17 protein-coding genes are annotated in these 23,450 nt (G+C 67.5%); 12 read left to right on the top strand and 5 right to left on the bottom strand.

Annotated elements, in window-relative coordinates; all coding sequences use genetic code 11:
• Positions 1 to 5 precede the first annotated feature (5 nt).
• The 4 genes from J3R73_RS28150 to J3R73_RS28135 are packed head-to-tail and all read left to right on the top strand — an operon-like array spanning position 6 to position 2,698.
• On the top strand, positions 6 to 806 hold the full coding sequence (locus J3R73_RS28150; protein ID WP_307435166.1) for an SDR family NAD(P)-dependent oxidoreductase: 801 nt from the start codon (positions 6 to 8) through the stop codon (positions 804 to 806).
• Entirely contained in the window at positions 803 to 1,612 is an 810-nt protein-coding gene (locus J3R73_RS28145; RefSeq protein WP_307435163.1) for an acetoacetate decarboxylase family protein, read from the top strand. Before J3R73_RS28150 ends, J3R73_RS28145 begins: the two co-directional genes overlap by 4 nt.
• A complete protein-coding gene (locus tag J3R73_RS28140) occupies positions 1,609 to 1,923 on the top strand; it encodes an L-rhamnose mutarotase (protein ID WP_307435161.1) in 315 nt (104 codons plus the stop codon). The genes J3R73_RS28145 and J3R73_RS28140 overlap by 4 nt, the downstream gene beginning before the upstream one ends.
• Before the next feature lie 4 nt (positions 1,924 to 1,927).
• Positions 1,928 to 2,698, top strand: a complete 771-nt coding sequence (locus J3R73_RS28135) for an SDR family NAD(P)-dependent oxidoreductase (protein ID WP_307435159.1) — start codon at positions 1,928 to 1,930, stop codon at positions 2,696 to 2,698.
• Positions 2,699 to 2,942: 244 nt separating this feature from the next.
• Here the strand turns inward: J3R73_RS28135 and J3R73_RS28130 are convergent, their stop codons facing one another.
• Positions 2,943 to 4,592, bottom strand: a complete 1,650-nt coding sequence (locus J3R73_RS28130; RefSeq protein ID WP_307435151.1) for a GMC family oxidoreductase — start codon at positions 4,590 to 4,592, stop codon at positions 2,943 to 2,945.
• A 268-nt stretch (positions 4,593 to 4,860) separates the two neighbouring features.
• Between J3R73_RS28130 and J3R73_RS28125 the strand changes: the two genes are divergently transcribed.
• From J3R73_RS28125 to J3R73_RS28100, 6 genes are all read left to right on the top strand, one after another.
• The gene (locus tag J3R73_RS28125) at positions 4,861 to 6,342 is read left to right on the top strand and encodes a mannitol dehydrogenase family protein (RefSeq protein WP_307435149.1); all 1,482 of its coding nucleotides are present in this window, start codon (positions 4,861 to 4,863) and stop codon (positions 6,340 to 6,342) included.
• Between the two features lie 330 nt (positions 6,343 to 6,672).
• A complete protein-coding gene (locus tag J3R73_RS28120; RefSeq protein ID WP_307437754.1) occupies positions 6,673 to 7,434 on the top strand; it encodes a hypothetical protein in 762 nt (253 codons plus the stop codon).
• A 1-nt stretch (position 7,435) separates the two neighbouring features.
• Entirely contained in the window at positions 7,436 to 8,158 is a 723-nt protein-coding gene (locus tag J3R73_RS28115; protein WP_307435147.1) for a metallophosphoesterase family protein, read from the top strand.
• 11 nt (positions 8,159 to 8,169) lie between these two features.
• The gene (locus J3R73_RS28110) at positions 8,170 to 8,796 is read left to right on the top strand and encodes a UdgX family uracil-DNA binding protein (RefSeq protein WP_370880029.1); all 627 of its coding nucleotides are present in this window, start codon (positions 8,170 to 8,172) and stop codon (positions 8,794 to 8,796) included.
• 128 nt (positions 8,797 to 8,924) lie between these two features.
• A complete protein-coding gene (locus J3R73_RS28105) occupies positions 8,925 to 9,203 on the top strand; it encodes a hypothetical protein (protein ID WP_307435146.1) in 279 nt (92 codons plus the stop codon).
• Between the two features lie 1,120 nt (positions 9,204 to 10,323).
• Complete coding sequence (locus J3R73_RS28100; RefSeq protein ID WP_307435145.1) at positions 10,324 to 10,734, top strand: hypothetical protein; 411 nt, start codon at positions 10,324 to 10,326, stop codon at positions 10,732 to 10,734.
• Between the two features lie 110 nt (positions 10,735 to 10,844).
• On the opposite strand, the gene J3R73_RS28095 is transcribed toward J3R73_RS28100, so the two are convergent.
• The 3 genes from J3R73_RS28095 to J3R73_RS28085 form a co-directional block, all read right to left on the bottom strand.
• Complete coding sequence (locus tag J3R73_RS28095) at positions 10,845 to 11,093, bottom strand: hypothetical protein (RefSeq protein ID WP_307435144.1); 249 nt, start codon at positions 11,091 to 11,093, stop codon at positions 10,845 to 10,847.
• A gap of 72 nt (positions 11,094 to 11,165) precedes the next feature.
• Positions 11,166 to 11,321: a DUF3309 family protein gene (locus J3R73_RS28090; RefSeq protein WP_307435143.1), complete on the bottom strand. Its 156-nt coding sequence runs from the start codon at positions 11,319 to 11,321 to the stop codon at positions 11,166 to 11,168.
• A gap of 387 nt (positions 11,322 to 11,708) precedes the next feature.
• Positions 11,709 to 12,377 carry a sulfite oxidase-like oxidoreductase gene (locus tag J3R73_RS28085; protein ID WP_307435142.1) on the bottom strand — a complete coding sequence of 223 codons (669 nt, stop codon included), beginning with the start codon at positions 12,375 to 12,377 and terminating at the stop codon, positions 11,709 to 11,711.
• Between the two features lie 183 nt (positions 12,378 to 12,560).
• Here J3R73_RS28085 and J3R73_RS28080 point away from each other — a divergent pair, with 183 nt between their 5' ends.
• Positions 12,561 to 14,606, top strand: a complete 2,046-nt coding sequence (locus J3R73_RS28080) for a M3 family metallopeptidase (RefSeq protein WP_307435138.1) — start codon at positions 12,561 to 12,563, stop codon at positions 14,604 to 14,606.
• A gap of 45 nt (positions 14,607 to 14,651) precedes the next feature.
• On the opposite strand, the gene J3R73_RS28075 is transcribed toward J3R73_RS28080, so the two are convergent.
• Entirely contained in the window at positions 14,652 to 15,542 is an 891-nt protein-coding gene (locus J3R73_RS28075) for a LysR family transcriptional regulator (RefSeq protein WP_307435136.1), read from the bottom strand.
• Positions 15,543 to 16,647: 1,105 nt separating this feature from the next.
• Between J3R73_RS28075 and J3R73_RS28070 the strand changes: the two genes are divergently transcribed.
• Positions 16,648 to 23,283, top strand: a complete 6,636-nt coding sequence (locus J3R73_RS28070) for a hypothetical protein (protein WP_307435135.1) — start codon at positions 16,648 to 16,650, stop codon at positions 23,281 to 23,283.
• Positions 23,284 to 23,450 lie beyond the last annotated feature (167 nt).

Genomic DNA, 23,450 nt, shown 5'->3' with positions numbered 1-23,450 from the left:
AGGACATGACAGGCTTGAAGGAACGGGAGATCGCCGTGGTCGTCGGCGGGGCCGGCGGCATCGGCTCGGCGATCGTCCGCAAGCTCGCCGCCGACGGTTTCGGCGTGGTCTGCGCCGATCGCGCGCCGGCACCGGCGGCCGATCTCGTCGGCACGGCGGAGATCGACATCGCCGATCCCGTCTCGGTCGAGGCCGCGATGACGGGCATCCTCGACCGCCACGGGCGCATCGACGTGCTCGTCAACGCCGCCGGCATCCATCTCCAGAAGCTCGTCGTCGACACCGAGCCGGGGGAATGGGACCGCATCCAGGCGGTCAACGCCCGCGGCCCGTTCCTCACCTGCCGGGCGGCGGCGAAGCCGATGATGCGGGCGCGGCGCGGCCGCATCGTCAACGTCACGACGCGGCTCGGCTTCGGCAATCCCTATTCCTCCGCCTACATGGCCTCGAAGAACGCGCTCTGGGGCCTGACCCAGTGCCTCGCGGTCGAGCTCGCGGGCTACGGCATCACCGTCAACGCGGTGGCGCCGGGCCATGTCGGGCCGGGCACCGGCATGGAGAAGCAGTTCCGCGAGAAGGCCGACAAGCTCGGCATGAGCTGGGAGGCCTTCGAGGCGCAGGTGATCAAGACGATCCCGGTCGGCCGCTGGTGCCGGCCCGAGGATGTCGCCGCCGCCGTCTCCTGGGTCGCATCGCCGGCGGCCTCCTTCGTCACCGGCGAGACCATCAACGTCACCGGCGGCTTCGTCGGCTACGGCATGGCGCCGCCGCTGGAGGCGCGCTTCACCGAGGGAGACGCCCTATGAGCAAGGATCTGCGGCGGGGCGGGCTCGACCGCCTCACGGTCGAGGACATCGTCCGGCCCGGCTTCTCGACGCCCTGGGACGCGCCGACCGTGCCGCCCTTTCCCTTCACCTTCCGCAATGTCGAGGTGCTGACGCTGGCCTGGCGCACCACCGAGGCCGCGGTGGCGCGGCTGCTGCCGCCGCCGCTGGAGCCCACTTCGGATGTCGTGCTCGCCCATATCTACCGCATGAACGACGTCGAATGGCTCGGCGCCTATGGCGAGAGCAACGTCTCGATCGGCTGCCGGCTGCCTGGCACCGGCATCGCCGGCTCCTATTCGCCCTATCTGTTCCTGTCCTCCGATGTCGGCGTCGTGCATGGGCGCGAGGTGCACGGCCAGCCCAAGAAGCTCGGCGAGCCGAAGCTGGAGATGCGCGGCGACCTCGTCGTCGGCACGGTCGAGCGCAACGGCATCACCATCCTCACCGGCACGCTGCCGAGCAAGCAGCGCACCGACACGCTCGACAGCCTCAACCGGCATTTCGACTTCGCCGAGAACATCAACCTCAAGGCCGTCGACCATATCGACGGCCGCCCGGCGATCCGCCAGCTGACGGCGCGGCGGCTCGCCGGCGTCGTCGTACACGAATGCTGGGGCGGCCCCAACACGGTGGAGCTGCGTCCCAACGCGCAGGCGCCGATCCACCGCCTGCCGGTGGTCGACATGCTCGACGGCCTGCACTGGCGCGCCGATTTCACCTTGATCCCCGGCCGCATCATTCATGATTATCTCGACCGGGACGGAGCCGAAGGGACAAGCCGATGAGCCATCACGCCTGGGTATTGGAAGTGCGTCCCGGCTATGAGGACGAGTACAGGAGGCGCCATGACGAGATCTGGCCCGATATGCTCGAAGCGCTGCGCAAGGCGGGGGTGCGCAACTACAACATCTTCCGCTACGGCCTGACCCTGTTCGGCTATTTCGAGACCGACGACCTCCAGCGCACCATCGACGCCCTCAAGGATGACCCGGTCAACGCCCGCTGGGGCGACTATATGGCGCCGATCATGAAGATCGACATCGACACGCAGCGGGGCTTTCCGTTCCTGCTGCCCCTGCAATGGCATATGGATTGACGACATGGCTTTCGATCTGACCGGCGAAATCGCCATCGTCACAGGTGCCGGGCGCGGCATCGGCGCCGCGGCTGCGCAGGCGCTGGCGGCCAGCGGCGCCCGCGTCGTCGTCTCCGCCCGCCGCCCGGCGGATGCGCAGGCCGTCGCTTCCGGCATTGCCGGGGGCCGGGCGATCGCCATCGGCTGCGACGTAGCCGATGCCGGAGCGGTCGACGCCCTCGTGGCCGAGACGACGCGCCGGCTCGGGCCGCCCTCGATCCTCGTCAACAATGCCGGCGTGGTCTCGCCGATCGGGCGTCTCGACACGCTCGACCCCGAGGCCTTCGCCGCGGCGATCCGCATCACCCTGGTCGGCGCCGCCTTCGCCGCCCGCGCGGTGCTGCCGGCCATGGTCGCGGCGGGGCGGGGACGGATCATCAACCTGTCGTCCGGCGCGGCCCACCGGCCGCTGGAGGGCTGGAGCGCCTATTGCGCCGCCAAGGCGGGGCTCGCCATGCTCACCCGCTCCCTCCAGCTCGAATATGGCGAGCGCGGCATCCGCGCTTTCGGCTTCTCGCCCGGCGTGGTCGATACCGGCATGCAGGCCGAGATCCGCGCCTCCGGCATCAATCCGGTCAGCCGTCTGCCGCGGGAATCCCTGGCGCCGGCGGACGAGCCCGCGGCGGGCATCGTCTATCTCTGCGCGGCCGCGAGCGATGTGCGGGCCGGCCAGGAAGTCGATATCCGCGACGCCGATTTCCGCAACGCCGCAGGCCTGCCGTCGCTGGCGGGGTGAGTCGCGCATCCCGAAAATTAGCCGCCTTCTCCCGTTTGGGAGAAGGTCCCGGCAGGGGGATGAGGGTTTAAACGTTGACGACGATAGCTCGATAACTGCGTCAAAGTTTAGACCCTCATCCGGCGCTGCGCGCCACCTTCTCCCCCCTCGGGAGAAGGAAAAATCGCGTTATTTTCTCTAAGCTTAGCGCTTATCGTCGAAGCGCCCGCGTTTCCACGCAAGGGCAGCCTCTACCTACCAATTCCTACGCCGTCACGCCCTCTTCCGTCGGCGCCGGCCGCGTCTCGCCCATCATCACCGCCACCGCACGATCCGCGGCGGCCAGGACGGGCGCGTTGGTGTTGCCGCAGACGAGGTTCGGGAAGAAGGAGGCGTCGACGACGCGCAGGCCCTCGACGCCCCTGACCCTGAGGTCCGGCGTCAGCACCGCCATCGGGTCGCCGTCCCGTCCCATCCGGCAGGTGCCGACCGGATGGTAGTTGGTCTTGACCGTGCGCCGGCAATGGGCTGCGAGCGCCTCGTCCGATACCACATCGGCGCCGGGCAGCAATTCGCGCAGATAGATGTCGCGCATCGGCGCGGCCTGGAACACGCGGCGGGCGAAGCGCAGGCCGGCGACGGAGAGGCGCATGTCGTCGGGATGGCCGAGATAGTTGGGATCGACCAGCGGCAGGGCGAAGGGGTCGGCCGAGCGCAGCCGCACCGTGCCGCGCGCCTTCGGCCTGACCAGGCAGGAATGCAGGGTGACGCCCGGCACGTCGGCGATGGGCGTGACGTCACGGTCGAGATAGACGGCGGGAATGCAATAGAATTGCAGCGAGGGCTCGACGCTCTCATCCGCCGCATCCCGGTCGGGATTGACATAGGCGCAGACGTCGCAGCCGATCGAATTCACCGGCCCGGTGCCGAACAGGACATATTGCAGCCCGTTCGCCAGCATGCGCAGGCCGGTATCCCCGTGGAAATAGCCGAAGCCGGGCTGGGCCTGCGCGATGACCGGCACTTCGTGGTGATCCTGCAGATTCTCGCCCACGCCGGGAGCATCGACGAGCACCTCGATGCCGTGCGCCCTGAGCTGGTCGGCCGGGCCGATGCCGGAGAGCATGAGGAGCTTCGGCGAGACATAGGCGCCCGCGGCGAGGATGATTTCGCGGTCGGCATGCAGCGTCTCGCGCCGACCGCCTTGCGCCACCTCGACGCCGATGGCGCGCCGGCCGTCGAACAGCACGCGGGTGACCGTGGTCTCGCTCAGCACGGTCAGCCGGGGATCGCGCATCACCTGCGAGAGAAAGGCGGTGGTGGCGCTGCTGCGCCGGCCGTCGCGGTCGATCGTCGTCTGCATGAAGCCGACGCCGCGCTGCTCGCCCGAGTTGAAGTCGGGATTGTAGCGGTGGCCCATGCCCTGCAGCGTCTTGACGAAGATGCGGCTGGTCTCGCAGGTGTGGCGCACGTCGGAGACCTTGAGCGGCCCGCCGGTGCCGTGCGCCGCGTTGAAGAAGTGGTCGTTGTCCTCCTGGGCGCGGAAATGGGGCAGGATGTCGGCATAGCCCCAGCCGCCGCCGACGGTGGCGTTCCACTCGTCATAGTCCGAGGGCCGCCCGCGCATATAGACCATGCCGTTGACGGTGCTGCCGCCGCCGAGCACCCGGGCCTGCGGGATCTGATGCACGCGGCCGCCGAGCTGGGCCTGCGGCGTCGTCTCGTGCCGCGTCACATAGGTGCCGCGGTCCAGGAGCTTGACGAAGGCCGCGGGCATGCGCATCAGCGGGTGGCCGTCGCGCCTGCCGGCCTCGACCAGCAGCACGCGGGCGCCGTGGTCGCGGACGAGGCGGGTGGCGACGACGCAGCCCGCGCTGCCGCCGCCGACGATGATGTAATCATATCGAGCGCCCACCGGATCCTCGCCTGTCTTGTTTGCGCGGCTCGAAATGATCAAAAACGATCATCCGATTTCACGTCATTGACCGAAATCCTTAATGCATTTGCAGGACTTGGCAAGCCCGTGATCGTTTGCGCCACCGGCCTGCCTCCCTGCGCGGCGCCCCGGCACGACAGCGAGCGGAATGTGGGGTATCGTCCCGGCGCGGGCGGATGACGCCGTTTCGCACCTTGCCCCTCGCGCGGGGCGGGGATATGCCGATAAAATCTCAGGGAGACGTGATTTGACCGCCCTTTCGCAAGCCACCCTCGACCACCTCGGCGCCTCCATCGCGGTTCCGCATTACGACAGGTCGGTCCTGCTGAAGGGCATCGTGCATATCGGCGTCGGCAATTTCCACCGCGTGCACCAGGCCGTCTATGTCGATCGCTGCCTCGCGGCGGGCGCGACCGAGTGGGGCATCTGCGGAGTGGAGCTCATCGACAGCCCGGCGATGCGGGACAAGGCGCAGGCCTACAAGGCGCAGGACTGCCTCTACACCGTCACCGAATTCGCGCCCGACGGCACGTCGGCGACGCGGGTGGTCGGCTCGATGGTCGACTATCTCCACGCGCCCGCCGACCCCGAGGCGGTGCTGGCGCGGATGGCCCATGCCGACACCCGCATCGTGTCGCTGACCATCACCGAGGGCGGCTACAACATCGACGAGACCTCGGGCGCCTTCGTACTGGCGACGCCGGAGGTCGCACACGACCTCGCCGGCGGCCCGCCGCGCACCGCCTTCGGCTTCATCGTCGAGGCGCTGCGCCGGCGCCGGGCCGCCGGCATTGGCCCCTTCACCGTGATGTCCTGCGACAATCTCCGCCACAACGGCGACACCGCGCGCAAGGCGATCGTCTCCTTCGCCCGGGCGCTCGATGCCGATCTGGCGGCGTGGATCGACGCCGAGGCCGCCTTCCCCAACAGCATGGTCGACCGCATCGCCCCGCAGGTGCCGCCGGAGGTGCGCGCACGCGTCAATGCCATGAACGGCATCGACGATGCGCTGCCCGCGATCTCCGAGAGCTTCATGCAATGGGTGATCGAGGATCGCTTCTGCGCCGGCCGGCCCGCCTTCGAGACCGTCGGCGTCGAGCTGCGCGACGATGTCGTCGCCTTCGAGTTCATGAAGGGGCGCATGCTCAATGCGAGCCACGTCCTGCTGGCCTATCCGGCCCTGCTGTGCGGGCAGCGCATCGTCCATGAGGCGCTCGCCGAGAGGCGCTTCCACGATCTGCTCGACGCCTTCCTCGACCGCGACGTCATCCCGCGGCTGGAGGCCCCGCGCGGCATTTCGCTGACGGATTACAAGGACGCGCTGCTCGAGCGCTTCGCCAACCCGGCGGTGAACGACCAGATCCTCCGCCTCGCCCTCGACGGCGCCGCCAAGATCCCGGTGTTCCATTCCAGGACGATCGAGGCGTTGCTCGACACCGGCGGCACGCTCGACCGCGAGGCCTTCCTCGTCGCCTGCTTCGGCCGCTATCTGCTGGGACGGGACGATGCCGGCCATGAGTTCCCCGTCAACGAACCCCATTTCGGCGAGGCGGACTGGCAACTCCTGAAGAGCGGCGATCCGCTGGCGCTGCTGCATACGAGCCTGTTCGAGCGGCTCAGGCTGTTCGACCACGCCGACTTCGCGCGCCTGTACCAGGCCTATGCGGAAGAGATCGAACACAACTCGACCTCGGCCGCGCTTGACCGCGTCCTGGCGGTAAAGGGCTGACACATTCCGCGACCGCCGGCCCTCTGCCGCGGGCGGGCGACGTCATAAGGGGGCCAAGCGCGACGCCCATAGGCGCCGGCATAGGGGAATGACCCGCCTTCTCCCGACCTGGGAGAAGGAAAATCGCACTATTTTCCTCCAACTTAGCGTCTATGGGCGAACGCCTGCGGTCCCGGGGAAGGCGTCGCCGATGCCCTGGACCGTCGATCTCTCCAAAACGCCCCTTTTCCGGGCGCCGGCTTCCTCCTCCCGCCGGAACATTCGGGCCCTGCGCCGGTTGGAACTCGCGAAACGTCATCGATCCCGCGAGAGGCAACCGCCATTCACGCCATCACACCCGCCGCCGAACCGATCTCGTCCAGCCCGCAGGCGGACGCCTTCTATGCGGACACGCTGCGCATCCTCGTCGAGCTCGGCGTTCCCTTCCTGGTCGCCGGAACCTATGCCGTCAGCGCCTATACCGGCATCTCGCGCCCGACCAAGGATCTCGACGTCTTCTGCAAGGCCGGCGACGCCATGCGCATCCTCGACCATTTCCGCGGCCTCGACTATGCGATCGAGATCGAGGACGAACGCTGGATCGGCAAGATCCACAAGGGCGAGCATTTCTGCGACGTCATCTTCGCCTCGTCCAACGGCACCATGCCGGTGGGCGACGAATGGTTCGCCGAGGCGAGGCGCATCCCGGTCTGCGGCGTCGAGGTCCTGCTCGTCGCGCCCACGGAGCTCGTCTGGTCCAAGGCCTTCATCCAGCTTCGCCACCGCTATGACGGCGCCGACGTGGCGAACGTCATCCTCCGCCAGCACGAGCATATCAACTGGCGGCAATTGCTCGGCTATATGGAGCAGCATTGGGAGGTGCTGCTCATGCATCTCCTCAATTTCCGGTGGATCTATCCGACCGAGCGCGACCGCATTCCGCGTTGGCTGATGGACGAGCTGCTCGACCGGCTGCGGCACCAGCTCGAATTGCCGCCGCCCCAGACGCGGATCTGCCGGGGGCGCATGTTCTCCCACATCGACTATGCGATCGCCGTCGAGCAATGGGGCTTTGCCGATGTCGGCGGCGACGAAAGGCATCGGCTGGATTGACATGAGCGTGACCGAAGGCAAGTTCACCGTGGCGGCGCTGGCCGACCTCCACGCCAATGAGCGCCGGGAGCGCTCCTATCGCGATCTCTTTGCCGAGATCTCGAAGGTCGCCGACGCCATGGTGCTGTGCGGCGACCTCACCGATACCGGCAAGCCGGCCGAGGCGGAGATCCTCGCCGAGGACCTCCGGGCCTGCTCGGTGCCGATGGTCGCCGTGCTCGGCAACCACGACTATGAATCGGGGCAGGAAGGCGAAGTCGTCAAGATCCTCTCCGGCGTCGGCCTGCGGGTGCTCTCGGGCGACGGCTGCAAGATCGGCGATGTCGGCTTCGTCGGCGTGAAGGGTTTTGCCGGCGGCTTCGGCGCCCGCATGCTCGGCTCGTTCGGCGAGCCGGCGATCAAGGCTTTCGTCGCCGAGACGGTGAGGGAATCGATGCAGCTGGAGAACGCCATGCGCAGCGTCAAGGCCAAGCGCCACGTGGTCGTGCTTCATTATGCGCCCGTGGTCGAGACGGTCGAAGGCGAGCCCCCCGAGATCTTCCCCTTCCTCGGCTCCTCGCGCCTCGCCGAGACCATAGACCGCTTCACCGTCGACGCCATCGTGCACGGCCATGCCCATCGCGGGCGCCATACCGGACGCACGCCCGGCGGCGCCCCGGTCTACAACGTCGCCTACGACATCGAGAAGCCGACCGGCCGGCCCTATGCGCTGATCGAACTCTAGAGGGGACAATCATGTCGACGCCGCTCGCCGAGCCGCCTTCCTCGAACGGAAATGCCGCGCTGGCGGCGCTCGCCGAGGAAGCGGCGGCCTGCCGGCGTTGCCCGCTCTATCGGGACGCCACCCAGACCGTGTTCGGCGAAGGCCCGGCGACCGCCGCGATCATGATGGTCGGCGAGCAGCCCGGCGACCAGGAGGACCACGCCGGGCGGCCCTTCGTCGGGCCGGCGGGCAAGGTGCTCGACCGCGCCCTCGCGGAGGCCGGCATCGACCGCGGGGCCGTCTACGTGACCAACGCCGTCAAGCATTTCAAGCATGAGCAGCGCGGCAAGCGCCGCATCCATCAAAAGCCGAACGCCGGCGAGATCCAGCAATGCCGCTGGTGGCTCGACAGGGAACTCGCGGTGGTGGAACCGGCGCTCGTGGTCGCGCTCGGCGCGACCGCCGCCAAGGCCCTGATGGGACGCACGATGGTGCTGTCGCGCGAGCATGGCCGGCCGGTGTCCTTCGCCGATGGCCGCAGGGGGATCGCCACCATCCATCCCTCCGCCGTCCTGCGCATGCGTGACGACACTTCGCGCGAGGCGGCTTTCGCCGACCTCGTCGACGATCTCCGGCAGGCGTCGGCGCTGCTGCGATAGGTCGGCCGCCCCGGCCCGCCTGCCGCCGCCGGGCCGGAACAAAGCCGGCCGCCTGCTGTTGAGCCTGCATCGATGCAAGGCCGGCGCTCCTCTGCGCCGCGCCGTCGACGACATGCGAGGAGGCGTCCATGACCAACGCAGGCAGCCAGGAACCAGCCGCCGCCGCAAGCGATCACATGCGGCTTCTCCATCACGCCGAAAGCGGCGACGACTGGTTGCTGGTCAGGAGCAGGGACGGCGTCGTCGAGGTCGAGCATCGCCCGAACGCCCCCTCCGGCGGCAAGGTCAGTCGAATCGGCATCGGCGCCTTCCTGCAGGCCGACCCTCGCGGGCCGCAGCATGACGAATTGCTTCGCCTCCTCGGCACCCTCGTGGATATCGCTCCGGCCGGTGCGGAGACCTCCTGACGGTCGGCCTTCATGGGAAGGCCGCAGATGACAGGCGTGCGATATCCGGTCGGTCGCCAGCGAGCGGAGGGCGGCTGCTGCGTGCCCCTGCGACGGCGATCGCGTGCGGACGGCGAGCGAGGAGGATTCGCGGACGCCCTGGCGTCGGCGCTGCTGGCGGGAAGGAACCCGGTCATCCGGGGCGGGATTGCAAAAAGAACAATCGGAATGTCCGATTTTCGCCTCATTCCTGCGGCCGGCGTGGGTTGTGCGGGCCCACGGCCTGGGCGGCGCGGACGTGCAAATCAGCTTCGGCGGCAATATTTCAGGCTTGAAGAGACGGCCATGCCCCCTGCGGGCCGGCATGGCCGGGGCGCCCCAGGCGCACCCGCATTTTTTGTCAACGGTCGAATCCGTGATGTGGCAAAAGTATTCTCCCGGCAAGCTGCCTGAATTCGCGTTCCGAAGCTGTAGAATGTGAACCCCACGATATTCCCGTCTCAGGGAATGCGTTGTCGGCGGGACGAATGCCGCAACGTCAGGAACCGTCAAGTCCGCGTCTATGGTGTTGATTTTCGTCGATTCGTGCAAAAAAATGATCGTAAGCCGTCTTACAATACGCTAATGGCGCGACGTTTGTATTCAATCTCGAATACGAAATCTAACTTACCTTGAGATCCCACGACAAGAGCCGGCGAATCCGTGTTGACAGCGCCGCCTTTCGGTATACAGAAGCTTTTTTTACGCATTTTCGTTCAAATCATCGTGTGTTAGCGTTGATTTTTGGGTATCCAGGCTTGAAACGATCCCCGGCTCATGCGCCTTGCGGATGCCGACATGTCCTTGCGGACACACTATGGCAACATTAATGTGATATCGGATTGCAAAGGTAGCGAATTACCGCTACAGAAGCGTGATGACTTCTGCCATGCCCAAAGGTCAGGAAGCGACGCGATCGGCAAGGGTACCCTGCTGTGGTGGCGGGAACCCCGACGCTATGGGAGCGCTTCCTCGGAAAGAGGAGAGTGTGCAGCCATTCTGAAAAATGGCGAAATGTGTTCTGCTGCCCGGCAGTTTTGCAATTTTGCACATATGTGCAGCGCGGGCGGCTTGTCTGTCGGGAACGCCGGGGGAGGCGATTATGCTGCGGCGATCCGGCAGGGCCAACCAGATACGCAACGATGAGAAGAGCCACAGGGCGATGACTGATAACAAAATAAGGCAAAGAGCCAAATACAGTAAGGCAAGGCCCCTCCTGCAGATCGATTGGCATCGCTTCGGCGATGATCTGCGCAGGGAACGTGAGCGGCGGGGGCTCAGCATGCGCCAGTTCGGGGCGCTCACCGGGGCCGCGTTCGCCACGATCGACCGCATCGAAAGAACCCACCAGCCCTGCGGGTCGGAGGTTTTCATGACATTGGCTGCGATGATCGGAAAGGATCCGCGCTCCTATACCTCCAAACGTCCGGAGCGTTTCGAGGACTGGATCAAGCGCCCCGAGCATTTCACGCAATGGACCGAACAGGGCGATTTCGCGGAAACAGGCACCTGAAGCGGGACGCGCGCGACGATCTCGGCTCGGCCCGCGGAGCGCCGGCACCGGCGGGATGATCCGGCGCCTCCGAGGTTTCGTGCGGCGGCCGACGCGATCATATCCTGGCCTTACTCGTCCTCAGCGGAGTCGCTGTGCAGTTCTGCGCGGGCCGCTTCATCCATGGCGTCGCGGATATAGCCGCCGACGTCGCCGATATCCTCCTCGATTTCCTGTCGGGTGACGCCTTGACGCGCCGCTTCGTCGAGGCATTCGGCCGTATAGGCATCGACGCGTTCCTCCGATCCGCGGCCGTAGGAGGACGAGGCGACGTTCTCGCGCACCCAGGCGTTCATGAAGTCGATTCCTGCCTTGCTCACGGAATATCCCCTGGAACGAGCCTGGGTCGAGGCGCGCCCGCGACCGGGATCGCGAAGGCGCCTCGTCCTGGTTCAAAGTCGTCCGGTGAAGACCAGAATCAGGAGAATGATGACGATGAGCCCGAAACCGCCGCTCGGGCCATAGCCCCAGCCCGAAGAATAAGGCCAAGTCGGCAGCGAGCCGAGAAGCGCAAGAATCAGGATAATGATCAGGATGGTGTAAAGCATGGGCTGGCGTCCTTCCATTGACGCGCAATTAACCGGCAGAAGATGCGATTGTTCCCTGCCGAACATATCAGTATTATGCCGGCGCGCAGCGGTCCTTTGCAGCGGCCTGCCGCGCCGCCGCCGTCATCTCCGGCCCTGTGCAGATGATCTGCGGCCCTCCTACTTCGGCGATGCCCCGGGGCCCGAGCATAGTTCGGCCCCGGAGGCGGCGGCCGACATGGACTGCAAGTATTGGTGCGTATCGCGCATCGGCGCCGAAGGCGTTCCGTCTCGGCCTCCCGCTGCGATGGCGCCCGGAGAAAGCCACGATTTCACCGAACTGCCATTTCCCTCCGACTTTTGTCTCGACCTATTGCTGAGCGAGAAGTCCATCGGCTTTCCGGATGCCTACTCGCTGTAGCGCTCCTCGCGCCAGGGGTCGCCGCGATTGTGATAGCCCCTCACCTCCCAGAAGCCGGGCCGGTCGGCGGTGGTGAATTCGATGCGGTTCAGCCATTTGGCGCTCTTCCAGAAATACAGCCGCGGCACCACCAGCCGCACCGGGCCGCCATGGTCCCTCGTCAGCGGCGCGCCTTGCCAGGCATGGGCGAGGAGGACGTCCTCGCCGAGGAAATCCTCCAATGCCAGATTGGTGGTGTAGCCGTCGGCGCCGTGCAGCGTCACATGGCTCGCTTCGGGCCGGGGATGGACGATATCGGCCAGGGCTCGGCTCGGCAGGCCTTCGAACCGGTTGTCGTAGCGCGACCATGTCGTGACGCAGTGGATGTCGCAGACCTCCGTCGCCTGCGGCTGGGTGATGAAGCCGTCGAAATCCCACGCCACCGGATTGTCGACGGCGCCGGTCACGTCGAGGCGCCAGTCCTCGCGGCGAACCTGCGGCTGCAGGCCGAGATCGAGCACCGGCCAGTCCCGCACCAGATGCTGCCCCGGCGGCAGCCGCTCGCCTTCCGGCCGCGCCACGCGTCCGGTGAGGAATTTGCCGGCCTGCGCCCAGAGCTGCTTGGTGCGCGTGAGTTTCGAATCGGCCGGCAGCGCCGGATCCTCGTCGTCGGTCATTCGCCATCTCCACAGACAAGGGCCGGGATGCGGCTCCGGCCCGCCAGCGATGATACGACGGAAATCGGGCCGGCACATCACCCGGCCGTGCCGCGGCGTCGATTCCGCCGGGGAACGGCGAAGGCGGGATTATTTTCGCTCCGTTCCGCTCTATATGTCGGGTACCGCAATCGAGAGCCAGCCATGCCCGCCGTCGACAATCCCCTGCTCGCCCCCTGGTCCACGCCGTTCGAGGCACCGCCCTTCGAGGCGATCCGAGCGGAGCATTTCCGTCCGGCCTTCGAGGCGGCGCTGGCGCAGAACAAGGCGGAGGTCGCCGCCATCGCAGGGCTGGCGGAGGAGCCCAGCTTCGACAACACGCTGGCGGCGCTGGAGCGCAGCGGCCGGATGCTCGACCGCGTCGCGTCGGTGTTCTTCAATCTCGCGGGCTCCAACACCAGCGACGAATTGCAGGCCATCGAGCGCGACATGGCGCCGATCCTGTCGCGCCACCGCACGGCGATCTATCTCGACGATGCCCTGTTTCGCCGCATCGATGCGATCTTCGCCCAGCGCGACCGGCTGGATCTCACCCCCGAGCAGGGCCGGGTGCTCGAGCGCTATCACATGGCTTTCAGGCGCGCCGGCGCCGGCCGGCCGGAGGAGGTCAAGCAGCGCCTCGCCGCCCTGTCGGAGCGCCTCGCCAGTCTCGGCACCCGTTTCGGCCAGAACGTGCTGAACGACGAGAAGGCGTGGTCGATGCCGCTGGACGGCGAAGCCGATCTCGCCGGCCTGCCGGATTTCCTCGTCGAGGCGAGCGCCCGCGCTGCCGCGGATCGCGGCCAGGCCGGGCATGTCGTGACGCTGTCGCGTTCCCTGATCGAGCCCTTCCTGCAGTTCTCCGCGCGGCGGGACCTGCGCGAGACCGCCTTCAAGGCGTGGCTGGCCCGCGGCGAGGGTGGCGGGGAGACCGACAACCGCGCCATCATCGCCGAGATGATCGCGCTGCGCGCCGAGCGGGCGGCGCTGCTCGGCTATGAGAGCTTCGCCCATTACCGCCTCGACGATTCCATGGCGAAGACACCCGGGGCGGCGATGGAGCTGCTGCGTTCGGTCTGGCGGCCGGCGCGGCTGCAGGCGATGCGCGAACGCGATGCGCTCCAGGCGCTGGCGGCCGAGATGGGCGACAATGTCGACATCGCCGCGTGGGACTGGCGCTATTATGCTGAGAAGCGCCGCAAGCAGGCGTTCGACCTCGATGAAGCCGAGCTGAAGCCCTACCTCCAGCTCGACCGCATCATCGAGGCGGCCTTCGACACGGCCCGCCGGCTGTTCGGCGTTACCTTCGCCGAGCGGCGGGACGTGCCTGTCTATCATCCGGACGTCCGGGCCTTCGAGGCGAAGGACGCCGCCGGCGCCACGGTCGGCCTGTTCTACGGCGACTATTTCGCGCGCGCCTCCAAGCGCAGCGGCGCCTGGATGAGCGCCTTCCGCAGCCAGGAGGAGCTCGACGGCGAGGTCACCCCGATCATCGTCAACGTGATGAATTTCTCGCGCGCGCCGGATGGCCAGCCGACGCTGCTCTCCTTCGACGATGCGCGCACCCTGTTCCACGAGTTCGGCCATGCCTTGCACGGCATGCTCTCGACCGTGACCTATCCCCTGCTCTCCGGCACCGGAGTGGTGCGCGACTTCGTCGAGTTCCCCTCGCAGCTCTACGAGCATTGGCTCGAGCGGCCGGAGGTGCTGCAGCGCCACGCCGTCCATTACCGGACCGGCGAGCCGATGCCGAAGGCGCTGCTCGACCGGCTGCTGGCGAGCCGCACCTTCAACCAGGGCTTCGCGACGGTGGAATATGTGTCGTCGGCGCTCGTCGATCTCGAAATGCACCTTCTCGATCGCACCGACGGCTTCGACGCCGCGGCCTTCGAGGCGAAGGTGCTGGGCGAGATCGACATGCCCGCGGCGATGGTGATGCGCCACCGTCCGCCGCATTTCCAGCATGTCTTCGCCGGCGAGGGCTATTCCTCCGCCTATTACAGCTATCTGTGGTCGGAAGTGCTGGATGCCGACGGCTTCGATGCCTTCCTCGAGGCCGGCGACATCTTCGATGCCGAGACGGCGCGCAAGCTGAAGCAGTTCGTCTATGCGGCCGGCAACCGCCAGGACGCGGCCAAGGCCTATCGCGATTTCCGGGGCCATGATCCGGATCCGCAGGCCCTGCTCCGCAAGCGCGGGCTGGCGGCCTGAGGCAGGGCGCCCGGCCGGGACCGGCACGGCGGGCCGGCGTCCGCCTCAGGAGGCGAGGCTCGTCGCCAGGAATTCGATCAACACCTTGACGCGCGCCGGCTGCAGGCGCGAGGTGGTGACGGCATAGAGCGGCAGGGACGGCAATTGCCAGTCCGCCAGCACGCGTTCGAGGTGGCCGCGCGCCACCGCCTCCTGCGCCAAAGCGGGCTGCAGCGGCGAGATGCCGGCGCCGCTCTCCGCCAGCATCCTCATCATCGCCGCATCGTTCGTCATATAGCGGCCGCGCGCGGTGATCTGCTCCGTCTGCCGGCCGTCGCTCAGCTGCCAGACCTCTTCCGGCCTGGGATTGCGGCCGATGATGCATTCATGATTCGGCAGGTCGGCCGGCATGCGCGGCCGGCCGTTGGCGGCAAGATAGGACGGCGCGGCGTAGAGGGGCTGCGGCACCCAGCCGATCCGCCGCACGATGAGCCGTTCGGCGGCGACGGCGCCGACGCGGAAGGAAACGTCGACCTGCTCGCCGACATGATCGCGGTGAAGCGAAGACAGGTCGATGTCGAAGGTGATGTCGGGATAGCGCCGCCCGAACGCATGCAGGGCCGGGCCGAGCATATGGATGCCGACATCCGCCGGCATCGACAGCCGCAGATGGCCCGTCGGAAGGCTGGCCGTGTCGAGCAGCGCCTCCTCGGCCAGCCGCACCTCGTCCACGAGATGCGCGCAGCGCGCAACATAGCGCGTGCCGGCATCCGTCAACTCCACATGGCGCGTGGTCCGCTCGAACAGCTGGAGGCCGAGGCGTGCCTCGAGGGCGGCGATGCGGCGCGACAGCGTGGCATTGGACACGCCGAGATTCCGGCCGGCGACGCTGAAGCTCCGGGTGCGCGAAACCTCGACGATGAGAACCATGTCATGCAGGGCGGACAGGCTGTTCATGGGCGAGCACGATTTTCTGCGTTGGGGGCCTTCGCGCGTGTTCCGGCCGGCCGGAGCGAGCCCAGCCAGTATCTGTTCTTGCCGGTTGCTGCAATCCCAAGAATCAGGCCGCGGCGCGCCAATATCCCGTTCCACCGATGCTTTCCAGTATAGCTTCACATATAACAGTATATTATCGACGATCTCCCTATAGCTTTGCCAGGAAGCGTATTTCGGTCGACAAAAAGAAAATCGAGAGACGAAAAGCAGGCGACATAACAATATTAGGACGGCCAGATACTGAAAGAAGCGGCCGCGATCCGCTTACCTAGCGCTCGGTGCGTTATGTTCGTTGTTGCGAAGACTGGAACGGGCCGTGTTCCAGCCCGCCTCCAGCCCGCCTCCAGCCCGCCTCCAGCCCGCCTCCAGCCCGCCCTCGGAACGGAAGCGCGCGTGAGCGCTGTCGGGTCCGGTGTGGCCGTTCCGCAACACTCGCCATCCGTATCGCGCGGAGCGAGGGAGTGAATCCCTCGCGCTGTGAAGGAAATAAGTTAGATTTTTCAATAGATTATGAAAGTAACTTGCGGGATCGGCGCGGATATGGCGGGCGACCTCGGCCAAGAATCATTTCTGAAATGATCTTTCTCACTTTTGCGTGTTGCCGACGCATGCGGTTACCTCTCTAACGTAAATAAAGTGTCCAAAAAGTGGCATGTGCGACTCATGGGGTAAATTGGATTTTCGGGCTCTTGTTGAAAAAGCCGATCTACCTTCGAATGCGATGGCTCGGCATGTGCAGGAGGCTCGCAGGCGGCGGTGGGCTCATGATCTCTTGTTTTCGTTCGGGTATAGACTGCGGAATACGATCCAGCTCGCTGTCGAGGCGGAGCCGGACCTGCCTGTGGCAGTCTTTTTCCGATTCTTCGGAGCATCCGCTGGGCAGCCTTCGGCGGATGCCCTTTACTCCCGACATCGCTTGACCATCGGAGCCTGATTGGCAATGACGAATTCTGCTCAGGTAACGAGCCCAGCTCCATTCTCCGCCGCTGCGGAAGATGCGGCGTCATCGGCCGCATGGGATGGCCGGTCTGCGGGGAAATCTGCCGTTTCGGCCCGGCGCGGGGCGATGGCGGAAGCCTGGGTCCATGGCGCGAGCGAGGCCTCGCCCCGGCTGCGCAAGCGCGTCCTGGCCGTGCTGCGCATGGCCCATCGCGTGCTCGGCGTGAACCGCCGGCGCCTCGGCCTCGGCATGCTCGGCCTCGGCGGCAGCGTCGCCGCGCTCACCCTCGCTGCGGCCAGCCTGAGCGTGACGGTGGAGAAGGCCTATGCCGACAACTCGCTGGCGACCGGGACAGGCAGCGTCGCGAGCGGCGCCAACGCGACGGCCTATGGCGTCAGCAGCAACGCGACCGGCGCCAATGCGACTGCCATAGGGGAAGGCAGCCTCGCCAATGGCGCCAATGCTTCGGCCTTCGGCGCGTCGAGCAAGGCGTCGGGCATTTATGCGACGGCGACGGGCTATGGCAGCAACGCCACCGGCCAGGATGCCACGGCGACCGGCGGGTTGAGCATCGCCAACGGCTTCTATGCGACAGCGACGGGTTATGGCAGCAATGCCACCGGCCAGGATGCGACCGCGACCGGCACCACAGCGATCGCCAACGGCTTTTATGCGACGGCGACGGGCTATGGCAGCAACGCCACCGGCCAGGACGCCACGGCGACCGGGGCGGCGGCCATCGCGAACGGCTATTATGCAACATCGACCGGCTATCAGACCAACGCCACCGGCCAGGATGCGACGGCGACCGGATCGTCCGCCATCGCCAACGGACGGGATGCGACGGCCGATGGATATCTCGCCAAGGCCAGCGGCGCCAACGCCACAGCGGTCGGCTCGACGTCGAATGCGTTCGGAACCAATGCAGTGGCGGTAGGCTATCTCAGCTTCGCCAACGGCAACAGCGCGTCCGCCTTCGGCACGAGCGCGAGCGCCGTCGATGGGGCGCTCGCGGTCGGCTACAACGCAGTCGCCAGCGTCGCCAACAGTGTGGCGCTCGGCGCCAACACCACCACCGCCGCCGCGGTCGGAACCCCGACTTTGACGATCGGCACGACGGTCACCAATCTCGCCGGCACCTCGCCGGTCGGCACCGTCAGCGTCGGCAATTCCAGCCAGACGCGCACCATCACCAACGTCGCAGCCGGCCGCATCGCCGCCGATTCGACCGATGCGGTGAACGGCAGCGAACTCTATGCCGCCATCACCACCCTGAGCGCCTCCTCCGGCGGCGGCAGCAACAAATATTTCCACGTCAACTCGACCCTGGCGGACAGTTCGGCGGTCGGCACCGACAGCACGGCGATCGGCCCCAATGCCAAAGCCAACGGCAACGGCTCCATCGCCCAGGGTAATGGCGCGTCTGCCGGCGTGTCGGGAACGCCGACCATCGCCAACGACATCGCCATCGGCACCAACGCCACGGCGACCGGCACCGACGGCAGCGGCTTCAACGCCACGGCGATCGGCAGCAACAGCACGGCCAACGGCGCGGCGGCGACCGCGATCGGCGCCAGCAGCTTCGCCAACGGCGATGCCGCGACCGCGATCGGCGGGCGGAGCAATGCGACCGGCAGCAGCGCGACGGCGATCGGCGACCAAGCCGTCGCCAACGGCACCTATGCCTCCGCTTTCGGCCAGAACAGCAACGCCAACGGCCAGTCCGCCGTCGCCGTCGGCAATCGCAGCGTCGCGGCGGGCGCCATCGCCACGGCGGTCGGCGTGCTTGCCAATGCGACCGGCGAGCATGCCACGGCGCTGGGCGGATCGGCGACGGCCAACGGCGTCAGCGCGACCGCTCTCGGCGACGGCTCCAATGCGACGGGCAGCTGGGCTGCCGCGATCGGCCAGGGCGCCATCGCCAACGGCCAATCGGCGACCGCTCTCGGCAACAACGCCAATGCGGCCGGCATCATCGCGACGGCGGTCGGCCGCAACGCCAATGCCATAGGGAACAACGCCACGGTGGTGGGCGGCAACGCCGTGGCCAACGGCACCAACGCCACCGCCATGGGCACCAGCAGTGTCGCCAGCGGCGCCAATGCCACCGCCTATGGCGAAGGCGCCAACGCCACCGGAACGCAAGCCACGGCGACCGGCTTTACCAGTCTTGCTTCCGGCAATCAGGCGACGGCGACCGGCTCGGCGTCGGTGGCCGTCGGCCTGCGCGCGTCGGCTTTCGGTCAGTTGGCCAATGCCACGGGCGATGACGCGACCGCGCTGGGCCGCGGCGCCAACGCGATCGGATTGCAGGCGACGGCCGTGGGCAGCGGCGCCAATGCCAATGGCGACTATGCAACCGCCTTGGGCAAGGGCAGCCTCGCCAACGGCGCGCGCTCGACGTCTATCGGCGCAGGCGCCAACGCCATCGGTCTCGAAGCGGTGGCAGTGGGCCGTCAGGCCAATGCGACTGGCGGCTATGCTACCGCGCTCGGCACCTCGAGCGTCGCCTCGGGCGACAACGCCACGGCTATCGGTGATGCCGCCTCGGCCAATGGCACCTATGCCAGCGTGTTCGGGCAGTCAGCCAACGCGACAGGCACTTACGCGACGGCGATGGGCCAGGGCAGCATCGCCAACGGCGCGACGGCGTCCGCCTTCGGCCAGGGTGCCAATGCTGCTGCGAACGGAACCACCGCCCTCGGCCAGGGCGCTGTCGCGACGAATGCCGGCGACGTGGCGCTCGGCCAGGGCTCGGTGACGGCGACGACGGTGCAGACCAGCGGCGTCACCATCAACGGCTCAGACTACACCTTCGCCGGTGCGACGCCGACGAGCACGGTCAGCGTCGGCACGGTCGGCGGCGAGCGCACCATCACCAATGTGGCGGCGGGACAGATCTCCTCGACCTCAACGGATGCGGTGAACGGCAGCCAGCTCTATGCCACCAACGAGGCGGTCGAAAGTCTCGGCGCCGCGGTGGATGGCGGCGGCATCAAATATTTCCACGTCAATTCGACCCTGGCGGACAGCTCGGCAGTCGGCACCGACAGCACCGCGATCGGCCCGGCCGCCACCGCCAACGGCGACGGTTCGATCGCCGAGGGCAAGAACGCCACCGCCGGCGTGTCGGGAACGCCGACCATCGCCAACGACATCGCCATCGGCACCAACGCTACGGCGACCGGCACCGACGGCAGCGGCCTGAACGCCACGGCGATCGGCGGCAACAGCACGGCCAACGGCGCGGCGGCGACGGCGCTGGGCGCCAGCAGCAACGCCAAGGGTAGTTACGCGACGGCGATCGGCGCCCTCAGCAACGCCAATGGCACGCGTGCCACGGCCCTGGGGACCACGGCCAATGCCGTCGGCACCTACGCCACGGCGACGGGCTATGGCAGCCTGGCCAGCGGCACCTACGCCACGGCGGACGGTGCGAACAGCAATGCGACCGGCACCAATGCGACGGCGATGGGCCGCAACAGCCTCGCCAGCGGCACCGACGCCTCGGCCTTCGGCTATGGGAGCAACGCCAGCGGCACCAATGCGACGGCCATGGGCGCGAGCAGCAATGCTATCGGCACCAACGCCACTGCCCTGGGCTCGGGCAGCGATGCCGTCGGCACCTATGCCACGGCGCTGGGCTACAGCAGCCTGGCCAACGGCACCTACGCGACCGCCTTCGGCGCGAACAGCAATGCGACGGGCACCTATGCGACGGCGCTGGGCTCGGGCAGCGATGCGTCCGGCACCTATGCCATCGCGGCGGGCTATAACAGCAATGCCGCCGGCACCAACGCCACGGCCCTCGGCCAGAACGCCAGGGCCGACGGCACCAACGCCACCGCGACCGGCTCGGGCAGCAATGCGTCCGGCGCCTACGCCACCGCGACGGGCAACAACAGCAAGGCCAATGGCGTGCAGGCGACGGCGACCGGCTATAATTCGGCGGCGAGCGGGCAATACGCGACCGCCACCGGAGCGTCGAGCGCCGCGGCGGGCACCTTCGGCACGGCGACGGGCTACCAGAGCAACGCCGGCGGCGACTTTGCGACGGCGACGGGCTACAACAGCCGCGCCGCAGGTTCCTATGGCACGGCGACGGGCACCAGCAGCAACGCGGCCGGCGATTTTGCGACGGCGACGGGCTACAACAGCAAGGCCACCGGCTCCTTTGCGACGGCCAGCGGCACCAACAGCACGGCTGCCGATACCTATTCGACGGCGATGGGCTACGCCAGCTACGCATCCGGCGCCTATGCGACGGCGACGGGTTCCAACAGCACCGCCGACGGCACCTACGCGACGGCGATGGGTTACCGCAGCAACGCGTCGGGTTCCAACGCGACCGCGGCCGGCGCCAACAGCAACGCCAACGGCCTCAAGGCGACGGCGGTCGGCGCCGCCAGCGATGCGGAAGGCATCAACGCGACGGCGCTCGGCTATGACAGCTACGCCTCGGGCACGTTCGCGACGGCAGGCGGCGCGGGCAGCAACGCCATCGGCACCTTCGCGACGGCCTTCGGCCAGGGCAGCATCGCCAACGGCACCACGGCCTCGGCCTTCGGCCAGGGCGCCAACGCGGCGGCGAACGGAACCACCGCCCTCGGCCAGGGCGCCGTCGCCACCTATCAGGGCGACGTGGCGCTCGGCCAGGGCTCGGTGACGGCAACGACGGTGCAGACCAGCGGCGTCACCCTCAACGGCACCGACTATGATTTCGCCGGCGCGACGCCGACGAGCACGGTCAGCGTCGGCTCGGCCGGTAATGAGCGCACCATCACCAATGTGGCGGCGGGGCGGATTTCCTCGACGTCCACCGATGCGGTAAACGGCAGCCAGCTCTATGCCACCAATCAGGAGGTCGACAACCTCGGCAGTCAGATCAACAATGTCAGTGCCGTCGCCGACAATTCCGTGCAGTACGACGTCGGCGGCAAGTCGTCGATCACCCTGGCGGGCGTGACCTCGACGGATGGCGGCCTCACCAACGGCACCAAGATCACCAATCTGTCGCAGGGCACGCTGAGCGCGACCTCCACCGACGCGGTGAACGGCTCACAGGTCTACACCATCGCCTCGAACACCTCCTCCTATCTCGGCGGCGGCGCGGATGTCATCGACGGCACGGCGCCGACCTATACCGTCGGCAGCACCGACTACCATGATGTCGGCAGCGCCATCGCCGCCATCAATGCCTCCATCGACGGCGGCGGCATCCAATATTTCCACACCAATTCGACCGGCGCGGACAGCACTGCCGGCGGCACGAACAGCGTCGCCGTCGGCCCTGCCGCCAACGCCTCCGGCGCGAGCGCGGTGGCGATGGGCAACAATACGAGCGCGTCGTCGACCTCCGCCGTCGCCATCGGCGACAACTCGACGGCCTCGGGCGGCACGGGCGCGGTCGCCATCGGCTCGCAGCAGACCGCCACCGGCAACGGCGCCGTCGCCATCGGCGATCCCGGCAGCGCCGTCGGAACCGGCGCGGTCGCCATCGGCGCCGACAACAATTCGAACGGCCAGGGCGCGGTGTCGCTCGGCAACGCCAACACGGCGACCGGGCAGGGGGCCGTCGCTCTCGGCAATGAGAGCACGGCCGGCGCGGCCGGCGCGGTCGCCATGGGCGACACGGCCAATGCGGCGAGCACGAACGCCGTCGCCATCGGATCGAATTCGGTGGCGACCAATGCCGGCGATGTCGCGCTGGGCTCGGGATCGGTGACGTCGGCGGCGGTGGGCACCAGCAGCGTCACCGTCAATGGCACGGACTACGACGTGGCGGGAACGAACCCGACCAGCACGGTGAGCGTGGGCTCGGCCGGTAATGAGCGAACGATCACCAATGTCGCGGCCGGCCAGATCAGCGCGACCTCGACGGATGCGGTGAACGGCAGCGAACTCTACGCCACCAACCAGGCTGTCGACGCGCTCGGAACCCAGGTCGCCTCGATCGGCGAGACGGCGGCGAATTCGGTCCAGTACGATGGTTCCGACAAGTCCTCGATCACCCTCGGCGGCGCCAGCGGCACCAAGATCACCAACCTGTCGCAGGGCGAGGTGTCGTCAACATCGACCGACGCGGTCAACGGGTCCCAGCTCTACCAGACCGATACGCGCGTCACCTCCCTGGAGAACGGCGAGTCCGGCCCGATCCAGTATTCCAACGTGACGACATCCACGCCGAGCGGCGCGCAGAGCAACGATCTGACGCTGATCGGCAAGGACACCAGTGCGCCCGTGGGGCTGCACAACGTCGCGAAGGGTTCGGTCGCCGTCGGTTCGACCGACGCGGTGAACGGCGGGCAGATCAACACGCTGGGCACGTCCCTCGCCACCAATTTCGGCGGAGGATCGACCTTCGACGCTTCGACGGGAACCGTCACGGCGCCGAGCTATACCATCCAGGGCAATAGCTACAACAATGTGGGCAGCGCCCTGAGCGGGGTGAACGACGCGCTCAACGCCATCAACAACAACATGTCCAACCTGCAGGGCCAGATCTCCCGCAACTACAAGAAGGCCAATGCCGGCACGGCCGCCGCCCTCGCCGCGAGCGGGCTGCGCTATGACGACAGGCCGGGCAAGATCTCCACCGCCGCGGCGATCTCGACCTATCACGGCCAGGCGGCGCTGGCCGGCGGCGTCGGCTGGACCTCCGAGGACCAGAAATGGCGGGCCAATCTCGCCGCCACCTTCTCGTTCACCCAGCGCAAGCCGGATGTGGGCGTCGTCGGCGGCCTGTCCTATACCTGGAACTGACGGCGCCGCGGCAGGGGGGATCGGGACGGTCGATCGGTGATCGACCGTCCGGCACGTTGCCCGCCGGCAAGATCCCCCGCTTCGCCGGGGGATTCTGCGTTCCGGCGTGCAGAGCGCCATGCCGCCTGATACAGCATGTCCTCGGGAGCACCGCCTTGCGGCAGGCG

Source organism: Labrys monachus (assembly GCF_030814655.1).
Lineage (GTDB): Bacteria > Pseudomonadota > Alphaproteobacteria > Rhizobiales > Labraceae > Labrys > Labrys monacha.
This window is presented reverse-complemented; position numbering and strand designations above follow the sequence as displayed.